The following is a 24,394-nucleotide window of genomic DNA, read 5'->3' as shown; positions in this document are numbered from 1 at the left end:
TCCGCCGTCGCAGGTCCGGGACCCGGGTGCCGCGCTAGCCGTGGCCGACGGCCGCCACCGCGAGCATGAACCCCACCCCGGCCAGGGTGCACAGCAGCGGGGCCTTGGACGGCTTGCCCGCGTGCGCCTCCGGCAGGATGTCGGCGGTGGCGAGGTAGAGCAGGAAGCCCGCGAAGTAGCCCAGGTACATGCCCACGAACTCGGCCGGGACGCGCACGAAGGTGCCGACGATCGCGCCCAGCACGGGGGCGATCGCGTCGGCGGCGAGCATGTAGTAGCCGCGCCGGCGGGCATTGCCGTACAGCGTGGTGAGGGTGAAGGTGTTGAAGCCGTCGGCGAAGTCGTGGCAGATGACCGCGAGCGCGACGGCCGCGCCCACCGCGGCGCCGGCCTGGAATCCGATGCCGATGCTGAAGCCGTCGAGGAAGCTGTGGAACACCAGCCCGCCGGCGGCGACCAGGCCGACCGAGGCGAAATCGTGGTGGTGCGCGCCGAATTCGTCCTCGTGCCCGGTGTGCAGCGCGACGGCCTGTTCCAGGATGTGCACGGTGAAGAAGCCGACCACCGCGGCCAGCAGCGGCACCGGGATGCCGAGGGCCTCGCGGGTGTCCTGTTCCAGGGCTTCGGGCAGCAGGTCGAAGGCGACGACGCCGAGCATGACCCCGGCGGCCAGGCCGAGGACGAGGCGTTTGCGCTCCCCGATGCGGTCGGCCGCGAGCCCGCCGAGGAAGGTCGAGAGCATCGACACCAGGGACAGCAGAATCGCCATTCGCCCAGCATGGGCGATAGCCGTCGGCTCTCGGTCCGCGCCGCGCCGGATAGGACATTCCGGACGAATCCTGGTGATTGACGGCGTGCACAGGTAGGCATGTATCCATGAGCACCGCTGCCGCCTACGCCGTCTCCGCCCCCGATGGCCGATTCGAGAAGCTGACCATCGAACGCCGCGAGCTCGGACCCCACGATGTCCTGATCGACGTGAAGTTCGCGGGCATCTGCCACTCCGACATCCACACCGCCCGTGACGAATGGGGTGGTGCGCGGTACCCGTGCGTGCCCGGTCACGAGATCGCCGGGCTGGTCGCCGGGGTCGGGTCGGCGGTCACCAAATATCAGGTGGGCGATCGGGTCGGCGTGGGTTGCATGGTCGATTCCTGCGGGAAGTGCGAACCGTGCCTGGCCGGTGAGGAGCAGTACTGCATCCCCGGCGCGACCATGACCTACAACACCGGGGTCGCGCCCGAGATCCAGCCCGGCGGCTACACCATGGGCGGGTATTCCACGCAGATCGTGGTGACCGAGAGCTTCGTCGTCGGCATCCCGGAGGGCATCGGGCTCGATGTCGCCGCGCCGCTGCTGTGCGCGGGCGTCACGCTGTTCTCGCCGCTGCGGCACTGGAACGCGGGCCCGGGCAAGCGGGTCGCCATCATCGGGATGGGCGGGCTCGGGCACGTGGGTGTGAAGATCGCCGCGGCCATGGGCGCGGAGGTGACCGTGCTCTCGCACTCGCTGAGCAAGCAGGAGGACGGCAAGAAGTTCGGTGCGCATCACTACTACGCGACGAGTGAACGCGAGACCTTCCGCGGGCTGCGCGGGCGCTTCGACCTGATCCTGAACACGGTGTCGGCCGATCTGCCCATCGACAACTACCTCAAGCTGCTGGCGCTGGACGGCACGCTGGTGATCCTGGGCCTGCCCGAGAACCCGCTGGCGGTCAAGCCTTTCACCATCGCCGGGTACCGGCGGTCGCTGGCCGGATCCATGATCGGCGGCATCGCGCAGACCCAGGAGATGCTGAACTTCTGCGCCGAGCACGGCATCGGCGCGGAGATCGAGGTCATCTCGGCCGATCGCATCGACGAGGCGTACGAGCGGGTCGTGGCCAGTGACGTGCGGTACCGCTTCGTGATCGACGCGGCGACCATGTAGCGAACACCGGGTACGCGCGGCCGGGGCGCGCGAGAACACGCCGCTCCCACCGCGATCCGCCCGGCGCGGTTACCTTTGCGGGTGTGTCCGAGGAACAGGATGACCGGCCGGACGACACATCGGACCGGCGTGATGTCTCGACCATGATCCCGCCGTGGCTGCCGCGGGCGTATCTGCTGGCGGCGGCCATCGTGGCCGGGGTCGTGGTCAGCTTCTGGGCGCTGCAGAAGTTGCAGGGCCTGATCACGGTGCTGGTGGTGTCGCTGTTCCTGGCGTTCGCCATCGAGCCGGCGGTGAATTGGCTGGCCGCGCGCGGCTGGAAGCGGGCGCCGGCCACGGGGCTGGTCTTCGTGTCGGTGCTGGTGGTGCTGGTCGGATTCGTCTGGACCATGGGCGAACTCGTGGTCGATCAGGTCAGCGCGCTGGTGGAGAACGCGCCGCAGTACGCCCAGAATCTGGTGGATTGGGTGAATTCCACCTTCAATCAGGATCTTTCGGGCGACGACATCACCCGGTGGGCCACCGAGGCGAGTTCCTCGCTGGAGTCGTATTTCCTCGGGCTGGCCGGTGACGTGTGGGGCATCGGCACCACGGCCCTCGGGGTGCTGTTCCAATCCCTGGGCGTGCTGCTGTTCACCTACTACTTCGCCGCCGACGGGCCGCGGTTCCGGAACGCGGTGTGTTCGGTGCTCACCCCGAATCGGCAGAAGCACGTGCTGCGGGCCTGGGACATCGCGGTCGAGAAAACCGGTGGCTACCTGTATTCGCGGGCGCTGCTCGCGCTGTGCTCGACGCTGGCGCACTACGCGGCCATGCGGGTGCTCGGCATTCCGTCGGCGTTCGCGCTGGCGCTGTGGGTCGGGGTCGTCTCGCAGTTCATTCCGACCGTGGGCACCTATCTCGCGGGTGCGCTGCCGGTGATCGTGGCGCTGGCGCAGGAACCGCGCACCGCGCTGTGGATTCTCGGGTTCATCGTGCTCTACCAGCAGTTCGAGAACTATGTGCTGCAGCCGCGCATCACCGCGACCACCCTCGACATGCACCCGGCGGTGGCCTTCGGGGCGGTGCTGGGCGGGGCGGCGCTGTTCGGGGCGACGGGGGCGCTGCTGGCCATACCCGTGACGGCGACCGGGCAGGCGTTCATCGGCGCGTATATCCGGCGGTACGACGTCGAGGCGCCGGCGGAGCCGAAAAAGCCGCGGCGGAAACGGAAGTCGCTGCGGGAGCGCATCGCTCCGGCCAAACCCGAACCCACGCCCGAGGAGTGACGCCGGGCCGGCGAGTGTCGGCGCGGACACACTTCCAGTGTCTATCCGCGGACAGAGATTATCGCCGCCGATCCGCACCATTGCTGTCAACGGGAAACACCTCCCGGGACACCGCAACAGGAGCAGATCCCCATGAACCTCATCGCCAAGCGCATCGCCTCCGCGGCGGCCGCGGCCCTGTTCATCCTTCCGGTCGGCGCGGGCGTCGCCACCGCCGCGCCCGATCGGCCGGGCGGCATCGCGAGCGCGAGCAACGACCGCGGCTACGAGTGGTACTGCGACCGCAACAGCCGCGGCTGGGACTGGGACTACTGCTGGAGCCACTACAAGGATCGCTGGCAGCGCGAGCACAACGGTGGCGGGCACGACAATCGCGGGGGCGGAAATGGCAACGGCGGCAACGGCGGTCGCGGCTGGTAGATCGCACACGCAGCGGCCGCACCGTTCCTTTCGGCACCCCGTCGAACCGACGGCGGCGTTCCCTCGTAACACCTTTCGAGCCGACGGTGCGCCGCCGCGCGGCACCCCGCGAAACCGGGTCGCGAGCGCGTCGTGGTCCCGCTCGGACGCCCGGCGTCACCCGTCACGAACCGCGTGACCTGGACGCGAACCGCGGCGTACTGTTGCCTCACGGTGCCGCGCGGGAGTACGGGGAGGTGGGTGCCGGATGCGATTGCGACCCGGTGCGATGTTCGCGGGCTACACCATCGAAAGGCCGTTGGGGGCGGGCGGAATGGGCGTGGTCTACCTGGCCCGCCATCCGCGCCTGCAACGGTCGGTGGCGCTCAAGGTGCTCAACGACGCCTTCGCGCACGACGCGAAGGCCCGTGCGCGCTTCGAGCGCGAGGCGGCGCTCATCACCGCCCTGGATCACCCCAACATCGTCCCCATCTACGATCGCAATTCGCCCGAGGACGACGTCCTCTGGATCTCCATGAAGTTCGTCGAGGGCGGCGACGCGGCGGCGGTGCTCGCCCACGCGGGCGGCCGCGTCACCCCCGAGCGCGCCGTGCGCATGATCGGCGACGCGGGCCGCGCGCTGGATCACGCGCACCGGCACGGCGTCCTGCACCGCGATGTGAAACCGGCCAACCTGCTGGTGGAACGCGATTCGGGCGCGTTCGAGCGCACCATGGTCACCGACTTCGGAATCGCCCGCAGCGTGGAGGATTCCGAGACGGGGTCCCGCGTGAGCGCCACCCTGGCGTACACCGCGCCCGAACGTTTCGGCGGCGGCCCCGTCGACCATCGGGCCGACCTCTACTCGCTCGGTTGCACCCTCTTCAAACTCCTGACCGGCGAACCCCCGTTTCCCCGTTCGGACGACGCCGCGGTGATAGCCGCGCACCTGCACGCACCGCTCCCCCGCCCCACTGCCGCCGACCCCGGGCTGCCCGCCGGCCTGGATCTCGTGCTGGCCCGGGCCCTGGCGAAGGACCCCCGCGACCGCTACCCCGACTGCGAGTCCTTCGCCGCCGCGGCCCGCGAGGCTGTGGACCGCTCCGGCGAGACGGTGGTCGGCCGCTACCTCCCCGACCACACCCCCGCCACACCCCACCGGGTCTGGCTCGGCGAGGATGCCGAGACCGCCGCCGCGCCGGGCACGCCCACGAGTTCCGCCGCCGCCGCGGGCACACTCACGAGTTCTGCAGCGGCCGAGGACTTCTCGCGACAGCAGCCGGACCACACCACCCACAACACGGGCGGCGTCACGCGCCCCTACGTCGGAGAAGATTCGGGAATCACCGACAATCCGACGAATTTCGCTGCGGGAGAAAATGAATCGACCACCGGATACAACCGGCGAGAAAACTCCCCCACCGGAACGGCCTCCGAATTACACCCGCATCCCGATCACACCGAGGGCGACACCGCCCGCGATACCGGGCAACGGCGCCTGTCGGGCCGTGCCACCGACGCGGCCCCACATGTCTCGCGCGCCTCGACACCGAGCGGCCACACGCACTTCGGAGACTCGCCCCGGAATTTCACCTCCGGAGTAGGCGAAGGCGCCGCCGACAAGGCGGGCGCGTTGCCGGGAGCCGGCCCCGCGGACGGCGGCGCGCATTCCGGCGCTAATCCCGGCGGGGACGCGGTTCGGGGCGACCAGGCACCGGGAGACCGCGGACACGGTGGTGGCGGACCGGATGGTGCGGCGGCAGGTCCCCGCGGAGTGCTCACCCGGAGGCAGGCCCTGTTGGGCGGGGTGGGTGTAGCGGTCGGCGCGGCCGCCGTGGCGGCGGGGTACACCGTATTCGGTTCGCGGAGTTCGGATCCCGTGCCGACCGGGGCCAACCCGGTCGGGGTGGGTGAGCCGGAGCGGCTCGCGCTGCCGTCGCAGGTGCTGGCGCTGGCCTTCAACCCGAACGGGTCGACGCTCGCGGTGGGGTGCAAGGACAACTCGACCCGGCTGCTGGACGTCGCGACGCGGCAGCAGAGCGTCAATCCGCTGACCGGGCACAGCAATTCGATTCGCGGGGTGGCGTTCAGTCCCGACGGCTCACAGCTGCTCACCGGCAGCGAGGACGGCTCGGCGCGACTGTGGAACGCGAACACCCGTCAGCCGATCGGCGGCGCGCTGACCGGTCACACGAACGCCCTGCGTGGCGTGGCCTTCCACCCCGGCGGCACCCTCATGGCCACCGGCGGCGACGACGGCACCGCCCAGATCTGGGCGGTCAACACCCGCCAGCCGGTAGGAGCCCCCCTCACCGGCCACACCGGATCCGTTCGCGCCCTGGCCTTCCACCCCGCGGGCCGCCTGATCGCGACCGGCAGCGCCGACGGCACCGCCCGCTTCTGGACGATAGGCACCGGCGCCCTCTCCCGAGATCCCCTGACCGGCCACAACGGTTCGATCCGAACCCTGGCCTGCTCCCCCGACGGCGCCCTCCTGGCCACCGCGGGCGACGACGTGGCGATCCGCCTGTGGGACTTCACCTCCCGCCAACTGGCCGGCGACCCCCTGAGCGGCCACGCCGAACCGGTCCTGGCGATAGCCTTCGCCCCCGACGGCACCCTCCTGGCGAGCGGCAGCCGAGACGGCACGATCCGCCTCTGGGACCTGAAGTCCCGCCGCCCCCTGGGCAATCCCCTGACCGGCCACACCGCCTCGGTCCACGCCCTGACCTTCACCCCCGACGGCGCCCTCCTGGCGACCGGCAGCGCCGACAGCACGGTCCTCCTCTGGCGGGTAGCCGACCACCGCTGACGCCGGCACCCGCCTCAGCGCTTGTCGCGCAACGCCTTCTTCGCGGCGGCCTGGGCGGCGTTCACCTGGCTGACGTACTTCCCCTTGGTCTGCTTGTCGACCGCGTCCCCGACCTTGTCGACCAGCGGCTCCAGCTTGTCCGCGTGCTGCCCGGCGAGCTTGGCCGCCTTGGTCGCGGCACCCTTCAGATTGTCGAACAACGCCACGTCCCACTCCCGTCTCGAAACCGATTCCGCCCCAGGTTATCCGCGGAAATCCGGCTCCGGACCGAAGAGTGGCGACCGCCACCGTCACCCGAAGCAACCGCCGACCGCCGGTGATTTCCGGTCGGCGTCGCACCGGCGCACAGGTGCAAGCGCGAGCCGTCGATCCGGGAGGGATATGGCTGTGGGACCTTCATCTGCTCGCGGCGAAATCGGCCGTCGCGTCCGACAGCCGCCAGCGGTCCCGCCCGCCGGCCGAGCGCTACCGGCGGCCCGGCCCCTGCGGTCGCGTACCTGCCTACAGCACACGACAGGCGCGTGGGACCCGGCCGTTGTGTCCTCGGTCGGCGCACTCGACACAGGACTCGCCCCCGCGCCTGCTGGTCTCGGCAGGGCGGGCACACCGGCTTCACGGCATCCGGGGCAACCTGACCAGTCCGCCGAAATGCTAACGGCGGCAAAGTCTTCGAAGACCTTGCCGCCGTTCTACGGGTTCGCGCCGGTTCTACTCCCCGGCCGCTTCGGCCGCCTCCGCCCGGCGGCGCACGCGCCGCGCCGCGGCGACCATGTTCCGCAGGGACGGATCCAGCTGCCAGTGGTGGCGGGTCTTCAAGCCGCCGTCGGGGTTGGCCCAGAGGCGTTGGGGGGTAACCGCTTCCGCGGCGGCGGTCAGGGCCTCGTCGAGCTCGTCGATGTCCGGGATCCGGGCCGAGCGGCTCTCGTAGACGCCGGGGCCGACGCCGTGGGTCAGGCCGTGGCCCTCGGCGCAGTCCTCCTTGAGGGAGTTCAGCACCCATTCGATGGAGCGGGTGGCCACGATCGCGGTCACGTCGGCGTCGAGCTCGTCGATCGCCTGCACCACGTCCTCGCGGCTGGAATAGCCGATGTGCGTGTGGATCTGGGTTTCGGCCTTGACCCCGGAGGTGGCGAGGCGGAACGCGGCCACCGCCCAGCGCAGGTACTCCGCCCGGCCCCGCGCGCGCAGCGGCAACAGCTCGCGGATCGACGGCTCGTCGACCTGGATGATGGCGATGCCCGCCCGTTCCAGATCCACGACCTCGTCCCGGATGGCCAGGGCCACCTGGTCCGCGGTGTCGAACAGCGGCTGGTCCTGGCGCACGAACGAGCGCGCGAGCATGGTGACCGGCCCGGTGACCATGCCCTTGACCGGCTTGTCGGTCAGCGACTGCGCGTAGGTCGACCATTCGACCGACATCGGCGCGGGCCGCGACACGTCCCCGTACACGATCGGCGGGCGCACACACCGTGATCCGTACACCTGCACCCAGCCGAAGTGGGTGGTGGCGAAGCCGTCGAGCAGCTCCGCGAAGTACTGGATCATGTCGTTGCGCTCGTGCTCACCGTGCACGAACACGTCGAGCCCGATGTCCTCCTGCAACCGGATGGTGCCCTCGATCTCGGCCTCGATCCGCTTGCGGTACTCGTCGTAGGACAGCCGCCCCTGACCGAGTTCGTAGCGCGCCTGCCGGCCCGCGTTGGTCTGCGGGAAGGAACCGAGGGTGGTAGCGGGCACCAGCGGCAGGTTCAGCTTGGCCTGCTGGGCGGCGCGCCGCACCTCGTACGGTTCGCGCTCGCGCATCTGCGGCGTCACGTTGTACACCCGCTGCCGCACCGCGTGCTTCTGCTTGAAGTGCACCGAGGTCGGCCGCTTGCGCCACTTCTCCGAGGGGCCCTCGGTGAGCGCCTTCGCGAGCGAAACCACTTCCAGCACCTTCTGTTTCGCGAAGGCGAGGCGGTCGGCCACATGCTCTTCCAGCTCGTATTCCACGAGCAGGTCGTAGGGCACGTGCAGCAGGGTCGCGCCGGTGGAGACCACCATGTCCGGGCACACCTTGGCGAGCTCGTTCAGGTATTCCAGGGTCACGCGCCGGTCCGCGCGCCACACATTGGTGCCGCTGATGACGCCCGCGTACAGCCGCTTGCGCCCGATGCCCGGGATCTTGGCCAGGTCCTCGGGCCGGATGCGGTAGTTGGCCAGGTCGAGCCCGACGGCCTCGACCTTGGTGCGCGCCAGCGCTTCCAGCGCCTCGCCGAAGTCGCCGTACTGCCCGGTGACCAGCAGCCGGGGCCGCAGCGGCGCCTTGGACAGCCGGTTGTACGCCTTCTCGAACACCTCGATGGTGGAGGGCGACCGGTCGCTGGTGAAGCACGGCTCGTCCAGCTGCACGCAGGTCGCGCCGCGCTTGGCGAGCAGTTCGAAGAGCTCCTCGTACACCGGTAGCAGCTTGTCCAGCAGCACCAGTTTGTCGAACTCGGTCTCGCCCGGCACGTGCCCGGTCTTGGACAGCAGCAGCAGCGACAGCGGCCCGAGCACGACCGGCCGCAGTTCGATGCCGGCGGCCTTGGCCCGGTCGAATTCGTCGAGCAGCGCCTCGGGGTGCAGCGAGAATTCGGTATCGGTGTCGAGTTCGGGCTGGCGGTAGTGGTACGGCGTGTTGAACAGTCGCACCAGTTCCAGCGGCGGCACGTCGGGGTTGCCGCGCGCCATCAGGAAGTAGAAGTCGAGCGGGTGCAGCCCCTCGCGGTAGGGCTCGAAGCGCTTGGGCACCGCGCCGAACAGCAGGGCGTTGTCGAGGATGTGGTCGTAGAAGGAGAAGGTGTTGCCGGGCACCTGGGTGAGTCCGGTCGCAGCCAGTTCGAGGTACTGACTCTCCTGGATCTCACGTCCTACGGCGAGCAGCTCATCGCGTTCCGACGTTCCGTGCCAATAGGATTCGAGGGCACGCTTGAGTTCGCGATGCGGTCCGATACGGGGATAGCCCAGGATGCTCGATCCGAAGCCGTCGGTGACGTTGGCCATGAGCGCGCCACTCCTCCTTTAAGTCACCTGCGCGGCGCCCACCAGGAGGGGTGGACGCCGCACAGTTGCGCCCTGATGTCGGATCGACTCGCGTCGACCCGGGTGGGCCGGCCGGTGTTACCGGCCCGTATTTGCAGCCTATGCCCCTGATGGGTTCGGAAGACCCGTACCCGCGTGCCATTCAGGAGCTGTCGTTCTGATAGAACGCGAGAACCGCTCTCGCAAGTTCCGGGCAACCGCCCGGACACCGCGGAGACGGGTGTCGCTCCCGATCGCCGGTCCGCGTGCACGACGCGGGCCGGCGCTCGGCCGGGCGGCTACTTCTTGGCCGCGGCGGGCGCGTTGTACTGGTAGAAGCCGGTGCCGGCCTTCTTGCCGAGCAGGCCGGCCTCGACCATGCGCATGAGCAGCGGCGGCGCGGAGTACAGCGGCTCCTTGAATTCGGCGTACATGGAGTCGGCGATGGACTTCACGGTGTCGAGCCCGACCAGGTCGGTGAGGGCGAGCGGGCCCATCGGGTGGGCGCAGCCCAGCACCATGGCCTTGTCGACGTCTTCCTTGGTGGCGAAACCGGATTCGACCATGCGGATGGCCGAGAGCAGGTACGGCACCAGCAGCGCGTTGACCACGAAGCCCGAGCGGTCGGCCGAGCGCACGACCTGCTTGCCGAGCACGTCGGAGGCGAACTGCTCGGCGCGCGAGGTGACGGCCTCGGCGGTCTTGAGCGTGGTGATCAGCTCGACCAGCGGCAGCACCGGCACCGGGTTGAAGAAGTGCATGCCCACGACCCGCTCGGGGTTGTTGGTGGCCACGGCGATCTTCATGATCGGGATGGAGGAGGTGTTGGAGGCGAGCACGGCGTTGGGGTCGGTGACGACCTTGTCGAGCTCGGCGAAGATGGCGGTCTTCACGTCCTCGTTCTCGAGCACGGCTTCCACGACCAGCTGACGGTCGGCGAAGTCGGCGAGGTCGGAGGTGAAGCGCAGCCGCCAGGCGGTCTGCTCCCGCTCCCGTTCGGTGATCTTGCCACTCGAGACGGCGCGATCGAGCGACCGCAGGATGCGGGCGCGACCGGCGGCGGCGAGCTCACGGGTCTGCTCGTAGACGAGGACGTCGACGTGCGCCCGGGCACACACCTCCGCGATACCCGCGCCCATCTGACCGGCACCGATAATGCCGACTCGCTGAATCTTCTCGCTCACGTCGCGCTCCGTTCCGCCTCCCCGCAACTCTTGCGGGCGGGCTATGTGCCATTGCCGGTCAGACGCCCGGACTCGCCGGGCTCTCTGTTCCTGCTGGGTGAAGGCGTCGGAATGATCCTGACCCTGCGCCTTCTTAAGGTCTTTCGTTTAGGACAAAACCCTCCCCGCCGGGGCTGTCGACGGGAAGGGTCTGAGCCTCGGGGCGGCGTATTCGCCGCCCCGAGGATTGTCTTCGAAATCAGTTGTCGCGCAAGGCGACAACCGAGTTCGTAAGGGCTGGCTCCAACCTCAGTGGAACTGGCCCTCTTCGGTGGAGCCCTTCAGCGCAGCGGTGCTGGTGTTGGGGTCGACCGTGGTGGCGATGGTGTCGAAGTAGCCGGCGCCGACCTCGCGCTGGTGCTTGACGGCGGTGAAGCCACGCTCGGCGGCGGCCTTGAACTCGCGCTCCTGCAGGTCGACGAACGCGGTCATGCCCTCGCGGGCGTAGCCGTGCGCCAGGTCGAACATGCCGTAGTTCAGCGAGTGGAAGCCGGCCAGGGTGATGAACTGGAACTTGAAGCCCATCGCGCCGAGCTCACGCTGGAACTTCGCGATGGTCGCGTCGTCCAGGTGCGCCTTCCAGTTGAACGAAGGCGAGCAGTTGTAGGCCAGCAGCTGGTCCGGGAATTCGCCGCGGACGGCCTCGGCGAACTTGCGCGCGACCTCGAGGTCCGGCACGCCGGTCTCCATCCAGATGAGGTCGGAGTACGGGGCGTAGGCCTTGGCACGCGCGATGCAGGGCTCGATGCCGTTCTTCACGCCGAAGAAGCCCTCGGCGGTACGGGTGCCATCGAGGAACTCGCGGTCGCGCTCGTCCACATCGGAGGTGATGAGGGTGGCGGCCTCGGCGTCGGTACGCGCGATGATGACCGAGGGGACACCGGCGACGTCGGCCGCGAGGCGAGCCGAGGTCAGGGTGCGGATGTGCTGCTGGGTGGGGATCAGCACCTTGCCACCGAGGTGGCCACACTTCTTCTCGGAGGCCAGCTGGTCCTCCCAGTGCACGCCCGCGGCGCCGGCCGCGATCATGGCCTTCTGCAGCTCGTAGGCGTTCAGCGCGCCACCGAAGCCGGCCTCGGCGTCGGCGACGATCGGGGCGAGCCAGTTGGCGACGGACTTGTCGTCCTCGACCTTGGCGATCTCGTCGGCACGCAGCAGCGCGTTGTTGATGCGACGCACGACGGACGGCACCGAGTTGGCCGGGTACAGCGACTGGTCCGGGTAGGTGTGGCCGGACAGGTTCGCGTCACCGGCGACCTGCCAACCGGACAGGTAGATGGCCTTGAGGCCGGCGCGGACCTGCTGGACCGCCTGGTTGCCGGTGAGGGCGCCCAGGGAGTTGATGTAGTCCTCGTTGTTGACCAGATCCCAGAGGATCTCGGCACCACGACGGGCGAGGGTGTGCTCCTCGACAACGGTGCCCTGCAGCTTCACAACCTGCTCGGCGGTGTAGCTGCGGGTGATGCCCTTCCAGCGCGGGTTGGTGTCCCAATCCTGCTGGATTTCCGCAGCGGTCTTCGGGGTGCCGACAGTCGACATCTCTGACTCCACTTCTTCGTTCGGTCTCGGTTGCCCCGCCGGTCGAACCCTCTCGCGATGATTCGGACACTGCTGGAGCGGCAATTTGCAGGCTTGCTATGCCCGCGAGGTGTACTTCCACACGATGGCACAGGAAAAAATGTGCGTCTACCTGTTGCAAGTGTGAATCCAGGCTAGCTTTCATCACGACTTTGCTAAGCCTGCGAAATTTGCTTGTTAATTGCAGCCGTGGAATCTACTTGCGAGTAGGCCTGACGTGCAGTTTTGCATAACGCCCGTACTGTTAGCGTGATTGCCGCCACCGGAACCCGACGCGCCGGGTTCCGGCGAGCTGTGAGCACCTTCACAATCGATTGTGATCTTGATGGGTGTGGGGCAAACCACCCGGGGTACCGAATAGGACCTAAACTGGTCGCGCGCTCAGCAAGGTGCGGCACGTCGGAACACTAGGAGAGCCCGTGCGGAAACGCTGGATGTCCACTGCGGCCGTGGCCGTCACTTCGATCGCGGCGCTGGTGGGAGGCCCGCAGGCGGCCGCCGAGCCCGGCGCGGACACCGGGGTGATCAGCTCGATCGAGCCGCTGCGCGCGTCCGCGACCCCGCCCGGTTCGGTGAACTCGGAGCGCTTCCTCTACAGCAGCACCACCGCGCGTGGCGCGGAGACAACAACGAGCGCGGCCATCTATTTCCCGCCCGGCGATGCGCCCGAGGGCGGCTGGCCGGTCATAGCCTGGGCGCACGGCACGCTCGGCCTGGGCGACGAGTGCGCCTTCTCCATCGCCGGACCCGGTGCGCGCGAACGCGACTGGGCCTACCTGGGTAGCTGGCTGAAGCAGGGTTACGCGATCGTCGCCGCCGATTACGCCGGGCTCGGCACCCCCGGCGATCATCCGTACCTCAACGGCCGGGTCGAGGCGCACAACGTCGTCGACGCGGTGAAGGCCGCCACCCGCCACTACGGGTCGCTGTCCCGGAAATGGGTGGTGGTCGGGCAGTCGCAGGGCGGCGGCGCGGCCCTCACGACCGCGCGCTACGCCACCGAGCTGGGCGGTCCCGAACTGGATTACCGCGGGGCGGTGGGCACGGGTGTCCCGGCGTTCATCGAGGACGTGCTGCTGCCCGTCGGCCCGGGCGTGCCGCCGATCAAGCTGGGCGCGCACACCACGGCCTACGTGCTCTACATCCTCAACGGCCTGCGCACGACCTATCCCGAGCTGAACATCGAGTCGTTCCTGACCGATTCGGGCCGGCACTGGCTGGAGCGGTCGAGCCAGTCCTGCCTCACCCCCATCGGCGACGAGCTGGTCGCGAACAACGTGATCATCGGTGACCTGTTCGCCCGCCCGCTGCTGGAGATCCCCGGCCTGCTCGACCTGCTCAGCGAGTACATGGGCATCCCCAACACCGGGTACGACCGGCCCTTCTTCATCGGCCAGGGCCTGTACGACACCGACATCATCACCCCCGCGACCCTGGCGTTCGCGGCCCGGCTGCAGGCCGGCGGCGAGCCGGTGACGCTGCGGACCTATCCCACCGATCACGACGGCACGGTCAACGCCTCGCTGGTCGACTCGGTGCCGTTCGTGCGGGGACTGTTCGCCTGAGCCGACGGATTCCGAGGTCCCGGCGACGTCAGAGCACCCGGTGCCGCGCGGTCTCGGTGACCGCGCCGGACCGGCCCATCAGTTCCCAGATCCGGTCCGCCGTCATCGGAAGCCGGTGCGGGCGTTGGCCGATGGCGGCGCGCACGGCGTTGGCGAGTGCGGGCGCGACCGGGTTGTAGGGCGATTCGCTCATCGGTTTGGCGCCGAGCGGGCCCAGCGGATCACTGGTTTCGGCGAAGTACACCTCGGTGTACGGCACATCCCCGAACTGCGGAATGTGGTAGTGGCGCAGGGTTTCGGTGGTGACGACGCCGTCCGCTGTGCGCACGTGCTCGTACAGCGCGGTGCCGATGGCCTGTGCGACACCGCCTTCCACCTGGCCGCGGCACTGCACCGGATTGAGGACCGTGCCCGCGTCGGCGGCGTGCACCGACTGGAGAATGCGGATCTGCCCGGTGCCGGGATGCACGGCGACCCGGAACGCGTGCACGTTGAACGAGACCGAGCGCGGGGTGCCGTCGTGGGTGGCGGTGCCGTCGAGCGGCCCGTCGGCGAGGAGCTCGGCCGGGCCGAGCACCCGGTCCGCGGCGCGCACACCGGCGGGTTCGAGGACGTGCTGTTCGGCGGGGAGTCCGGTGAGCGCGGCGGCGCGCCGCAGGATTCGCGCGCGCAGCGCTGTGCAGGCGGCGTGCGCCGCGCGGCCCGCGACGGTGATTCCGGTGGAGCCGAAGGCCCCGGTGTCGTGACCGGCGACGTCGGTGTCGGACTGCCGCAAGCGCACCCGGCCGGGGTCGGTGCCGAGCGCCGTGGCGGCGAGCTGGGCGAGCACGGTGGTGGTGCCGTTGCCGAATTCGGCGGTGCCGATGCGCAGTTCGTACCCGCCGTCGGCGAGTAGCTCCACGTGCGCGGTCGAGTAGTGCCCGCGCGGCGGGACGGTGGCGATCATCGCGGGGGCCATGCCCTCGCCGACCAGCCAGTCCGGGCCGGGCGCGGGGACCCCGTTGCCCCGGCGCAGCGCGCGCTCGGCGAGGTCCAGGCACTGATCCAGGCCGTAGCTCACGATCTCCAGATCGGGTTCGGGGTGGCAGGCCCCGCCGATCAGCGGATCGCCGAGGCGCACGACGTTGCGGCGGCGGAACTCGAAGGGGTCCAGCCCGATTCGGCGGGCGAGTTCGTCGAGCGCGGATTCCACACCGAACATGACCTGCCCGAGGCCGTAGCCGCGGAACGCGCCGGAGGGCACGTTGTTGGTGTAGACCGCGCGGCCGTCGACGCGCTTGTTGGCGCAGGAGTAGAGCGCGACCGATTCGCTGAGCCCGTGGAAAAGCACTCCGGCGCTGTGGTTTCCGTAGGCTCCGGCGTCGGCGATCACGTCCACCGCGAGGGCGGTGAGCACGCCGTCGGGGTCCGCGCCCGCGGTCACCTCCACCCGCATGGGGTGGCGGCAGGTGGTGTGGAATTCGTCGCTGCGGGTGAGTTCGTACTGCACCGGGCGACCGGTGCGCAGGACTGCCAGGGCCACCAGGTCCTCGGTGAACATCTCCTGTTTGGCGCCGAACCCGCCGCCGACCCGGGCCGCGAACACCCGCACCGCGTCGCGGTCGAGGCCGAGGATCCGGCACAGTTCGTCGCGGACCAGGAAGGGCACCTGGGTGCTGGTGCGCAGGACCAGCCGCCCGTCGGCGTCGAGCCAGCCGATGCTGCCGTGCGTCTCCAGGTGCACGTGCTGCACCCGCTGGGTCTCCCAGACCCCCTGCACCACTTCGGCGGCCGCGCTCAGGCCGGCCGTCACGTCCCCGGCGCGCCCGTGCACCTCGGCGACGATGTTGCGGCCCGGATCGGCGATGCGGGATTCGGGTCCGCGCTCCGCGTGCAGCACCGGCGCGCCCTCGGCCAGGGCGTCGACCGCGCGCAGGACGGCGGGCAGTTCCTCGTAGTCGACCCGCAGTGCCCGGCACCCGGCCCGCGCCGCGCGCAGCGTGTCGGCGACCACGGCCGCCACCCGCTGCCCGGCGAACCGCACGGTGCGATCCAGCAGCACGGTGTCGTCGGGGTCGTCCTCCCGAATCTGGTGCCGCGCGGTCGAATACGCCGCGCCGGGCGCGTCGGCGTAGGTCAGCACGGCCCGCACCCCCGGCACCGCTTCGGCCGCCGCGGTGTCGATCCGCACGATCCGCGCGTGCGCGTGCGGGCTCCGCAGCACCTCGAGGTGCAACACCGCCTCCGGCGGCACCCGCCCCGAGTCCGCCTCCTCCGCCGCGATGTCCATCGTGAACGGCTCCGCCCCGCGCACGATCCGCGGCCCGGCGGGCGCGCCGGCCGCGACACCTGCGCTGGTTCCGGCCCCGGCTCCCGTCGTGCTCGACGCGGCGGCGGAATGCACACCGGCGCACCGCGGCTCGGAGTTCGAGCGGGTGGCGGTCGCAGCGGACGCGGCCGGACCTGCGCCGCGAGGTCCGGCGGGTCGGCCCATCATGTCCGCCGTCGACGGACCGTCGACCGTCCACGGCTCGGCGTCCGCGCATCCGGTCTGACAGCCCGGGTTCACGGCGGTCCGGGCCGCGTAGCCACCGCGTGCCTCCGGGCTCGATTCGCAGGTCGCGGGCGGCGGGGTGAGCGCGTCGGCGATCGAGCGGTAGCCGGTGCAGCGGCAGAGGTTGCCCTTCATGGCCTCGGGGAGGGTGGCGGGGTCGAGGCCGTCGGCGGCGGCCAACTCGGTGGCGGTGACGAGCATGCCAGCGGTGCAGAAGCCGCATTGGAACGCCGCGTTCTCCAGGAAACGGCGCTGGAGCGCGGTGGGTTGAGGACTTGCGGAAAGACCTGCGGCCGTGGTGATCTCGCGCCCCTCGGCGCGGTGTGCCGGATAGACGCAGGAGTGCACCGCCGCGCCGTCGACCAGGACCGTGCACGCGCCGCAGTCGCCGGCGTCGCAGCCCTTCTTCGGAGCGGTGTGCCCGTGGTCGCGCAGCAGGGTGCGCAGGCATTGGCCGGGGCGTGCGGCGGCGTCCACGGGCGTGCCGTCGACCTGGAATCTCACGACGGGTCCCCGCTCAGCTCGGCGACGACCTCGACGGCCAGCAGGGTGCTGACGTGCCTGCGCCAGCGGGGTGCGCCGTGCGGGTCGTCGTACCAGAGCCCGGGGTGGATCTCGGCGAATATTGCCGCCAGTTCGCGGGCGTCCGGGAGCGCGGCGAATTCGAGGACGACGGGCCGGGTGGTCGCGGCGCTGACCGTGAGCACGCACGCGCCGGTGGCGTCGAGCCTGCCCATCACCACGGCGCCGGACCGGCCCAGCGGTGACAGCGCGACCTTGCGAAACGCGATGCGGGAGCGCATGTTCGACTCCGAGATCCGGATCGCGCGCACCACCTCTCCGGGCGCCAGGGTGGTCTCACCGGGCCCGAGTATCAAGTGCGACAGGGGAATCCACTGGTCCTCGCCCGGCCCCCACAGCAGCGCGGCGCCCCCGAGGGCAGTGAGCGCGGCGAGCACCGCACCGGCGGGCAGGGCCAGGCAGACGTTGCCGCCGACGGTCGCGGTGCGCTGAATCTTGTGCGAGGCGACCAGCGCCGAGCAGGCCCGCGCGAACAGTGGCGCGGCGGTGTACCGCGCCGGGTACGCGGCCCCCGCGAGTTCGGCGAGCGTACAGGTCGCGGCGATTTCCAGCCCCGCGTCGTCGATCGTGATCGGCTCCCAGCCGAGGGCGGTGATGTCGACGAGCCGCTCGAGCCCGGGCTGCGGTTCGGAGTAGAGCCAGGTGCCCCCGGCCAGGACGGCCGAGCCCGCACCCAGCCCCGCCAGGTCGGCGCGCCCGCGCGCCACGCGTATCTCGCGGATCGTGTCCAGATCCATCGGTATCACCCGCTCTCGGCCGCGGGACCGCCGCCCGGGTGCCCGGGCGGGGCCTCGACTCCACAGTAGGAGAAACGGGTTGCACGTAGATTGCGGAACGGTCCGTGTCTGTTTCACATTCGTTACTGTTTTCCGCGCCGGCGGCCGCGGGCCACCGGCGCGGAAAACCCCATATCAGCCGGTGCGCCCGTGCCCGCAGAACGGCTCGCAACTCCCCGGCCCGGCCGTGGCCGGTATGCCGGTCGAGCTCGGCCCGTTCACCGCCTCGGCCCCGCCACACGAGGTGGCGACCACCAGCATCACCAGCACCCCGAACCCCAGCACCGCGGTGAACACCCCGAGGAACCAGCCGGGATGCACCCGCGGCATCGATACGACGATCAGGAACGGCCCGGCGTCGAACATCATCGCCCGACCTCCTCGACCCCGCGCCGCCGTCGGCTGGCCGGGCGGGACACGCAGCGCCCCTCCGGTTTTCGCGGCTGCGCCCCCGGCATACGCAGGGCGAGCAGGCACATGGCGTCGGTCACGCTCAGGCCGAGCACCTCCGCGTGCAGCGCCGCCATCTCCGTCTCGAATTCCCCTCCCGGACGCAACAATCCGACGAGGATCAGCTCCGCGAGCACGATGCCGGCCAGCGCCTGCTCCCTGGTCACCCGGAACGAGCTGGGCAGATACGACAGCACCCACCTGCCTCGCCCCGGTTCGGGAACGTCGATCCGAAACGCGACCTCGTGCGCCGCGTCGCTGGTGATCAGCCAGTCGGTGGTGATGATTGCCATTGATCCGATCCTTTACTGCCGCCCGGACCCTGCCCCGATTACGGTCCCGGTGATGTATCGATGATCGCCGGGAATCATCCGGCGAACGATCCCAGCGCCACCGAAGATTTCTTGGCCTGTCCTATGTCCTTGACCAGCCGAAATCCGCGCGGTACCAAGGAAATATTCGCAGCAGCGACGGCCGGATCTCGGGCGGTCGCCGAGCTCGGGGGAGGCACGCGCGGTGGCGACGGACCAGGACAACGGCGAACCACACGATCCCGGCGATGTCGGCGCCGAGGCCCGCAAGGAACTGCGCGGGTTCCTGCTCGGGCTCGGGCTGCGCGAACACGAACTGCTCGAGCCGCTCGCGGACGAACTGCGGCATCGCGGGTGCCGTCCGCGCAAGGCGTGGCGGCTGGCGAACGAGCTGACCCAGCAGGAGGTGGCCGGGGAGTTCAACCGGCTCACCGGGAAACCCTCCGCGCCGATGAAGGCCGCGCGGATCTCCGAGTACGAATCGTGGCCGGGTCCGCGCGGGGCGGGCCGCAATCGCCCGCGTCCCACCGTGGACGTGCTGAAGAACCTGGCCGCCATCTATCGCACCACCTGGGACAAACTCGTGGATCCGGTCGATCTGCGCGCCATGCCGAGCGCCGACCGGGCCGCGTTCCGGGACGCGGTGGCGCGCCGCTGCACCGCGCGCCCGGTGGGCCGGGGCCTGCCCGCGGAGATCATGCCGTTCTTCGGGCGCGCGGAGCAGCGCGCCGAGCTGTACCGGCGCATTCGCGCGCAGCTGGCCGCCAATCGGCCCGCGGTGCACGTGATCAACGGGCTCGCGGGGGTGGGTAAGACCGCGCTGGCCCGCGCGGTGGTCAAGGAGCATTCGGACCGGTACCCGGACGGCTGGATCTGGGAGGACCTGCGCGGGCACACCGAGGGCCGCGAACCGCGCACCCCGGCGGGCGTGCTCGAACAGCTGCTGCTGCGCATCGGGGTGCCGCCGGAGACGATCGAGCCCGATCAGTCCCGGCGCGCCGAGCGGTGGCGCTACGAGACGCGGGATCGCCGGATGCTCATCGTGTTCGACAATGTGCTGAGCAGCAAGCAGGTTCGCGATCTGCTGCCGCACGCGCCGGGCTGTTTCGTGCTGATCACCAGCCGGCACAAGCTGACCGGGCTGGCCGGTTCGGTGCCGCTGCAGCTGGACGCGCTGACCCGCCCCGAGGCGGAGGAACTCCTGGTCACCCTGAGTCACCTGCCCCCGGACTACGACGTGGGCGCGGTGCATCGGATTCTGGAGACGGCGGGCAGGCTGCCGCTGGCGCTGCGGCTCATCGCCGGGCAGCTCGCGCACGGCGGCCCGGACATGCTGGCCGCCGCCGATCGCGAATTCCTGCAGCTGACAGAACGACTCAAGCACGCGCCCGCGACCGAGGAATCACCGGCGGCCGACATCCTGGCGCGCTTCTCCGCCGAGGGCGAGACCCTGCAGGCCGCGTTCGAGCTGTCCTACCGGCGATTACCCGAGCCTGGGCTGCGCCGGGCGGTGCGCCTGCTCGGCTGGTTCCCGGGTTCGGAGATCACCGCCGAAACCCTGGCCGCCATGGCCGATCTGACTTCGGAGGCGGCGAATGCGTTGATACGCCGCATCTTCGAGGTGGGACTGCTCGACTCCGCCGAGGGCGGGCCGATCGGGCAGCGCTATCGGATCCACGACGTCACCCGCCTGTTCGCCCGGGCGCAGGCCGCGATCGAGGACGTGCCGAGCGAGCACACGGTCGCGGTGGGCCGGTTGATTCGCTACAGCGTGCGCATGGCCGGCCTCGTCGGTGCGCCCCGGCCGTTCGACCTGGCCGGCACCTTCCCGAATCCGCCGCCGACCGCGCCCGGTACCGAGCCCGCCGACGCCGCACAGGCGCGGGCCTGGCTCACCCGCGAGCGGGAGATGCTGCTCGGTTGTATTCGCGCGTCCGGTTCGGGCGCCGAGACCGGTGAGCTGGCTCGGCTGCTCGCCTCGCATCTTTCCGGTCTGGGGCACTGGTCGGACGCGCGGTGGCTGTTCGTGCGCGCGCTGGATATCGCGCGCGGCGTCGGTGACCGGATAGCCGAATGCGATGTGCTGTACGGCCTGGGCACGGTGCACCGGATGGCGTGCGACTACGACATCGCCTCCACGTGCTTCCGGGAGGCCCACACGATCGCCACCGCGGTCGATGATCCGCTGCGCATGGCCTCCGCACTCTGGGGTTTCGCCGAGGTGACCCGGCACATCGGGGAGTACCACCGCGCCCGGGACGCGTACGTGGACGTGCTCGGCATCGCCCGGAAGCTGGAGAACCTGAAGTTCGAGGGCGATTCCCTGCGCGGACTCGGCCATATCGAGCGCATGGGCGGCGACCCGGTGGTGGCGGGCGGCTACTACCGGGCGGCGCTGGCGATCGCCGATCAGATCGGCGACCGATACAGCCGCGGCTGGTCGCTGTGGGGCCTGGGCAACGTCGAACGCGCCCGCGGCGAATTCGATTTGGCGCGTGCGCAATTCGACGAGGCGCGCGCCATCGGCGGCGAGATCGGCGACAGTCTGCTGCGCGTGGACGCGCTGCGCGGTCTCGGCCATCTCGAACTCGATCTCGGCGATCTGGACGCGGCCCAGGGCTTCTATTCCGAGTCGCTGGACATCGCCCGTCGCCATGGCGATCCGCACGGGGAGGCCGACGCCTGGCGCGCCCTGGGAACCATCGCCGCCATGGCCGGTCCCCGCCACCACCCTCGGGCCTGCGAGTTCCTCCGCAAGGCCCTGACCCTCTACACGGACCTGGGCGTCAAACTCGCCGCCCAGGTCCGCGTGGATCTGGCGGCTTTGAACTGCCCGCCCAGCGAATGACGGGCGGCCGCCCCGCGCCCCTTGCCGGGCCGCACCACTATGCGCGTCGCCGAGCAGGTGAACAGCCGCGCGCACGCACTGCTCGCGCCCCGGCGATCGAGACGCCGCACGGACCGTAGCGGATCGCGTCAGCCGGCCTTCGCCACCAGCTTCGACTGGGCGGCGGCCACGTCGCGTCCCACCGATTCCTCGTCGACCGTGCGAATCTCCCCCTCCCGCACCACGATCCGGCCGTTGACCACCAGTGCCGCCAGCGGGGGCGCGGAGCCGAGGACCAGGGCGGTCACCGGATCGTCGATGCCCGCGTGAGCGGGGCCGTCCAGGCGCCACAGGGCCAGGTCGGCGAGTTTGCCGGGTTCGAGGGAGCCGATCTCGTTCTCGCGACCCAGGACGCGGGCGCCGCCGCGGGTCGCCAGTTCCAGGGCGGTGCGGACCGAGATCGCGCTCGGGCCGCCGCGCAGGCGGGCGTAGAGCAGGGCGTTGCGGGGCTCCTCGATGAGCGAGCCCGCCTCGTTGCTGGCGGCGCCGTCCACGCCGAGGCCCACGGGGACACCGGCGGTGAGCAGGTCGGCGGTGCGGGCGATGCCGGCGCCGAGGCGGCCGTTCGACGTGGGGCAGTGCGCCACGCCGGTGCCGGTGCGGGCCAGGGTGGCGATCGCACTGTCGTCGAGGTGGATGGCGTGGGCGTACCAGACGTCGGGCCCGACCCAGCCGAGCCGTTCCAGGTACTGCGCGGGGGTGCAGCCGTGGGTCGCGAGGCAGTAGTCGGCCTCGTCCAGGGTCTCGGCGACGTGCGTGTGCAGGCGGACGCCGAGTTCGCGTGCGAGAGCGGCGGATTCGCGCAGCAACTCGGCGGAGACCGAGAACGGCGAACACGGCGCGAGCCCGATGCGCAGCATGGAGTCGAACGACGGGTCGTGGTGCCGGGCCACGGCGTCCTGGCTCGCGCGCAGGATGTCGTCGAGGGTCTCCACCACCGAGTCCGGCGGCAGTCCGCCCGCGCTGCGGCCCAGATCCATGGAGCCGCGGCAGGGGTGGAAGCGCAGCCCGACGGCCGCGGCCGCGTCGATCTCGGCGGCGAGCAGATCACCGGCGTCGCGGGGGAACACGTAGTGGTGGTCGGTGGTCGTGGTGCAGCCGGTGCGCGCCAGCGCCGCGAGCGCGCCGGTGGCCGCGACGCGGGTGGCGTCCGCGTCGATGCCCGCCCACACCGGGTAGAGCGTGTTCAGCCATTCGAACAGGGTCGAGTCGGCGGCGAGCCCGCGTGAAATCCACTGGTACAGATGATGATGCGTGTTCACCAGGCCCGGGGTGAGCAGGCACCCGCGCCCGTCGACCCGTTCGGCGCCCGCGATCGCGGGCGCGGGTCCGGCCCCCACGGCCTCGATCCGGGTACCGCGCACGACCACGTGCCCGTCGCGGTATTCGTTCCCCACCCCGTCCACCGTGGCGACGGCGCAGCCTTCGATCACGAGCACGGATTCGGTCACGGGTCAGCTCCCCCGGTAGGTCGAGTAGGCGAACGGCGACAGCAGCAGCGGCACGTGATGGTGCCGCCATTCGGCGATGGTGAACGCGATGCTCACCTCGGGATAGAACGCCGCGACGCCCTGACCGGCGAAGTACTCCCCCGTCGCGAAGCGCAGCCGGTAGTTGCCGATGGCGAGGTCGTCGGCGAGATTCGCGATCCGCCCGTCGCGGTCGGTGACGCCCGCGCCCAATTCCTTACCGTCCCAGTCGAACAGCGTCGCCGCGACGCCCGACGCGGGCAGTCCGCTCACCGCGTCCAGCACGTGCGTGCTCAGTGAGCTCATGCCGCCGCCCCCGGGGTGATGAGCCGCCGCAGCCGGATCCGATTGATCTCCGCCAATTCCGTGCGCACGATCCGCCTTTCGACCGCTGGTTCGTGGCCGAGCCGCTCGCGCAGGATCGCGAGGAGCTCGGCCGGTGTCCGCCCGGTGGCGCACACCAGATACACGTGCCCGAATCTTGCCTCGTACGCGCGATTTCCCTCGGCAATCGCGGCCCGCACGGCGGTGTCGGCGCCGCTCATGGCCGCCTGCTCGCGCGCGGAGTTGGCGTTGTCCGGGCGATCCCCGATGCGCGGGTGCCCGGCGAGCGCACGATCGATCTCGTCCTCGTCCAGCGCGTCGAGTGCCCGGTCCGCCGCGGCCTGCAGGTCCGCGAACGCGCCGTACGGTCGCCCGTTCGCCACCGCCCGGGCCCAGGCGGGCGAGGAGCAGCAGCTCAGCAGGAGGTTCTCCGCCGCGGTGTCCGGCAGCGCGTCGAAGGCGTCGAGGCCTATCCCGGTGTCCGTCATCGTGTCCAGCATCGGCCATGGCAATCGGGTCCGCCACTCGAGGGGCGAAGCGCGGCATCCGGCGCTACCCTGCCCGCATGACACCCGAACACTGCGATGGCATCGTGCTGGCCGCGGGTTCCGGTTCGCGCTTCGGTATGCCGAAAGCGCTGGCCGAGGACGGCGCGTGGCTGGCGTCCGCGGTGCGCGCGCTGCGCGCGGGCGGCTGCGAGCGGGTGTTCGTGGTGCTGGGCGCGACGGGTCCGGCGCGATACGACGACGAATCCGGCCCCGGCGCGGCGCCGCTGGTCTCGCAAACCCCCCGCATCCCGGTGCCGCCGGGCGCCTGCCCGGTGTGGGCCGCGGACTGGGCCGTCGGCGTGAGCGCCTCGTTCCGTGCGGGCCTGGCCGCCGTCGCCGCGGCCGATCACCTCGGCTCGGCCGCACCGGAACACGGTGCGCCGCGGCCACGGCTCGGCACGGCGGCGTACGCCGCGATCATGCCCGTCGACACCCCCGATGTGGGCGGTGCGGTCGTGGCCCGGGTGCTGGCGGCCGCGCGCGCGAGCACGAGCGGGCTCGCGCGTGCGCTGTTCGATAGCCGGCCCGGGCACCCGGTGATCCTGGGTCGCGCGCACTGGGCGGGGGCGCTGGCGGCGGCCACGGGAAATTCCGGGGCGGCCACTTATTTGGACGGCCGAGCGGATATGGTGTGCGTCACGTGTGATGATCTCGCGTCGGGGATCGATCGGGACTACCCGTGCGGCACACGGTGATCG

The 24,394-nt window shown here is 70.7% G+C and carries 19 protein-coding genes; 7 read left to right on the top strand and 12 right to left on the bottom strand.

Annotation, left to right across the window (positions count from 1 at the left end; all coding sequences use genetic code 11):
• Window positions 1-34: 34 nt before the first annotated feature.
• Complete coding sequence (locus ACWIGI_RS07305) at window positions 35-769, bottom strand: ZIP family metal transporter (protein ID WP_454201497.1); 735 nt, start codon at window positions 767-769, stop codon at window positions 35-37.
• A gap of 107 nt (window positions 770-876) precedes the next feature.
• Here ACWIGI_RS07305 and ACWIGI_RS07300 point away from each other — a divergent pair, with 107 nt between their 5' ends.
• The 4 genes from ACWIGI_RS07300 to ACWIGI_RS07285 all read left to right on the top strand — a co-directional run bounded on the left by ACWIGI_RS07300 (window position 877) and on the right by ACWIGI_RS07285 (window position 6,408).
• The gene (locus tag ACWIGI_RS07300; protein WP_454201496.1) at window positions 877-1,929 is read left to right on the top strand and encodes an NAD(P)-dependent alcohol dehydrogenase; all 1,053 of its coding nucleotides are present in this window, start codon (window positions 877-879) and stop codon (window positions 1,927-1,929) included.
• Between the two features lie 83 nt (window positions 1,930-2,012).
• The gene (locus ACWIGI_RS07295) at window positions 2,013-3,197 is read left to right on the top strand and encodes an AI-2E family transporter (RefSeq protein ID WP_454201495.1); all 1,185 of its coding nucleotides are present in this window, start codon (window positions 2,013-2,015) and stop codon (window positions 3,195-3,197) included.
• Between the two features lie 132 nt (window positions 3,198-3,329).
• On the top strand, window positions 3,330-3,617 hold the full coding sequence (locus ACWIGI_RS07290; RefSeq protein ID WP_454201494.1) for a hypothetical protein: 288 nt from the start codon (window positions 3,330-3,332) through the stop codon (window positions 3,615-3,617).
• A gap of 247 nt (window positions 3,618-3,864) precedes the next feature.
• Window positions 3,865-6,408, top strand: coding sequence for a protein kinase domain-containing protein (locus ACWIGI_RS07285; RefSeq protein WP_454201493.1), 2,544 nt, complete (start codon window positions 3,865-3,867; stop codon window positions 6,406-6,408).
• Window positions 6,409-6,422: 14 nt separating this feature from the next.
• Here ACWIGI_RS07285 and ACWIGI_RS07280 read toward each other — a convergent pair whose 3' ends face one another.
• From ACWIGI_RS07280 to aceA, 4 genes are all read right to left on the bottom strand, one after another.
• Complete coding sequence (locus tag ACWIGI_RS07280; RefSeq protein ID WP_454201492.1) at window positions 6,423-6,614, bottom strand: antitoxin; 192 nt, start codon at window positions 6,612-6,614, stop codon at window positions 6,423-6,425.
• Window positions 6,615-7,116: 502 nt separating this feature from the next.
• Window positions 7,117-9,432 (bottom strand): 5-methyltetrahydropteroyltriglutamate--homocysteine S-methyltransferase, encoded by a 2,316-nt coding sequence (gene metE, locus ACWIGI_RS07275; RefSeq protein ID WP_454201491.1) that lies wholly within the window; start codon window positions 9,430-9,432, stop codon window positions 7,117-7,119.
• Window positions 9,433-9,749: 317 nt separating this feature from the next.
• A complete protein-coding gene (locus ACWIGI_RS07270; protein WP_454201490.1) occupies window positions 9,750-10,634 on the bottom strand; it encodes a 3-hydroxybutyryl-CoA dehydrogenase in 885 nt (294 codons plus the stop codon).
• A 288-nt stretch (window positions 10,635-10,922) separates the two neighbouring features.
• Window positions 10,923-12,212, bottom strand: coding sequence for an isocitrate lyase (gene aceA, locus ACWIGI_RS07265; protein ID WP_454201489.1), 1,290 nt, complete (start codon window positions 12,210-12,212; stop codon window positions 10,923-10,925).
• A gap of 473 nt (window positions 12,213-12,685) precedes the next feature.
• Between aceA and ACWIGI_RS07260 the strand changes: the two genes are divergently transcribed.
• A complete protein-coding gene (locus tag ACWIGI_RS07260; RefSeq protein WP_454201825.1) occupies window positions 12,686-13,816 on the top strand; it encodes a lipase family protein in 1,131 nt (376 codons plus the stop codon).
• A gap of 28 nt (window positions 13,817-13,844) precedes the next feature.
• Here ACWIGI_RS07260 and ACWIGI_RS07255 read toward each other — a convergent pair whose 3' ends face one another.
• From ACWIGI_RS07255 to ACWIGI_RS07240, 4 genes are all read right to left on the bottom strand, one after another.
• Complete coding sequence (locus tag ACWIGI_RS07255) at window positions 13,845-16,853, bottom strand: molybdopterin-dependent oxidoreductase (RefSeq protein ID WP_454201488.1); 3,009 nt, start codon at window positions 16,851-16,853, stop codon at window positions 13,845-13,847.
• Entirely contained in the window at window positions 16,850-17,668 is an 819-nt protein-coding gene (locus ACWIGI_RS07250) for an FAD binding domain-containing protein (RefSeq protein ID WP_454201487.1), read from the bottom strand. Before ACWIGI_RS07250 ends, ACWIGI_RS07255 begins: the two co-directional genes overlap by 4 nt.
• A 174-nt stretch (window positions 17,669-17,842) precedes the next feature.
• Window positions 17,843-18,076 carry a hypothetical protein gene (locus tag ACWIGI_RS07245; protein WP_454201486.1) on the bottom strand — a complete coding sequence of 78 codons (234 nt, stop codon included), beginning with the start codon at window positions 18,074-18,076 and terminating at the stop codon, window positions 17,843-17,845.
• The gene (locus tag ACWIGI_RS07240; RefSeq protein ID WP_454201485.1) at window positions 18,073-18,450 is read right to left on the bottom strand and encodes a hypothetical protein; all 378 of its coding nucleotides are present in this window, start codon (window positions 18,448-18,450) and stop codon (window positions 18,073-18,075) included. Before ACWIGI_RS07240 ends, ACWIGI_RS07245 begins: the two co-directional genes overlap by 4 nt.
• 223 nt (window positions 18,451-18,673) lie before the next feature.
• On the opposite strand from ACWIGI_RS07240, the gene ACWIGI_RS07235 reads away from it, so the two are divergent.
• Window positions 18,674-21,316, top strand: a complete 2,643-nt coding sequence (locus tag ACWIGI_RS07235) for a tetratricopeptide repeat protein (RefSeq protein ID WP_454201484.1) — start codon at window positions 18,674-18,676, stop codon at window positions 21,314-21,316.
• Between the two features lie 128 nt (window positions 21,317-21,444).
• Here ACWIGI_RS07235 and ACWIGI_RS07230 read toward each other — a convergent pair whose 3' ends face one another.
• Genes ACWIGI_RS07230 through uraD form a run of 3 tightly spaced genes read right to left on the bottom strand, consistent with a single transcriptional unit; the run spans window position 21,445 to window position 23,636 of the window.
• A complete protein-coding gene (locus ACWIGI_RS07230) occupies window positions 21,445-22,806 on the bottom strand; it encodes an 8-oxoguanine deaminase (protein WP_454201483.1) in 1,362 nt (453 codons plus the stop codon).
• A 3-nt stretch (window positions 22,807-22,809) separates the two neighbouring features.
• The gene (gene uraH / locus ACWIGI_RS07225) at window positions 22,810-23,130 is read right to left on the bottom strand and encodes a hydroxyisourate hydrolase (protein ID WP_454201482.1); all 321 of its coding nucleotides are present in this window, start codon (window positions 23,128-23,130) and stop codon (window positions 22,810-22,812) included.
• The gene (gene uraD / locus ACWIGI_RS07220) at window positions 23,127-23,636 is read right to left on the bottom strand and encodes a 2-oxo-4-hydroxy-4-carboxy-5-ureidoimidazoline decarboxylase (protein ID WP_454201481.1); all 510 of its coding nucleotides are present in this window, start codon (window positions 23,634-23,636) and stop codon (window positions 23,127-23,129) included. The genes uraH and uraD overlap by 4 nt, the downstream gene beginning before the upstream one ends.
• 77 nt (window positions 23,637-23,713) lie before the next feature.
• On the opposite strand from uraD, the gene ACWIGI_RS07215 reads away from it, so the two are divergent.
• A complete protein-coding gene (locus tag ACWIGI_RS07215) occupies window positions 23,714-24,391 on the top strand; it encodes a nucleotidyltransferase family protein (protein WP_454201480.1) in 678 nt (225 codons plus the stop codon).
• The last annotated feature ends 3 nt before the right edge of the window (window positions 24,392-24,394 follow it).

It is taken from the genome of Nocardia sp. NPDC055321 (genome assembly GCF_053645575.1).
Note: the sequence above shows the minus strand (reverse complement) of the source record. Positions and strands in the feature narration are given on the sequence as shown.